Source organism: Streptomyces deserti, from assembly GCF_054782695.1.
This window is the reverse complement of sequence record NZ_BAAGRZ010000139.1, coordinates 1-519: the sequence shown is the minus strand read 5'-3', so window position 1 is coordinate 519 and position 519 is coordinate 1. Positions and strand designations below refer to the sequence as shown.

1 protein-coding gene is annotated in these 519 nt (G+C 67.4%); it reads left to right on the top strand.

The window, feature by feature from the left end; genetic code table 11:
• Positions 1-39: 39 nt before the first annotated feature.
• On the top strand, positions 40-519 hold a 480-nt coding region (locus ACYVMZ_RS39455; RefSeq protein ID WP_461088158.1), incomplete at its 3' end, for a transposase family protein.

The following is a 519-nucleotide window of genomic DNA, read 5'->3' as shown; positions in this document are numbered from 1 at the left end:
TGGGTGTCGAGTCCAAGCCGTCCTGCCAGGAGCTTCCGCGTGCTTGTCTACCCAGCTGGCGCCGATCTGTCCACCTCAGCCCTGCGCTTCCTCGCCACTGAACTGGCGGCACGTCGCCGTGAACAAGGCACGCGATGGCGCCGCCTGCCCGCCGGACGACAGGCACTGCTGGTGCTGGCCCATCTGCGCTGCGGTCACACCTACGCCCAGCTCGCTGCCGGGTTCGGCATAGGCACCACCACCGCCTACCGGTACGTCGCCGAGGCCGTCGACGTCCTGGCCTCCTTCGCCCCGACGCTCACCGAGGCGGTGAAGGTCGCCTCCACCAAGGCGTTCGTGATCCTGGACGGCACGTTGTTGCCGATCGACAGGATCGCCGCCGACCGACCTTTCTACTCAGGGAAACACAAGAAGCACGGCATGAACGTGCAAGTGATCGCCGACCCGCATGGGCGACTGCTGTGGGCATCTCCCGCGCTGCCCGGAGCAGTCCACGACATCAAGGCCGCGCGCACCCAC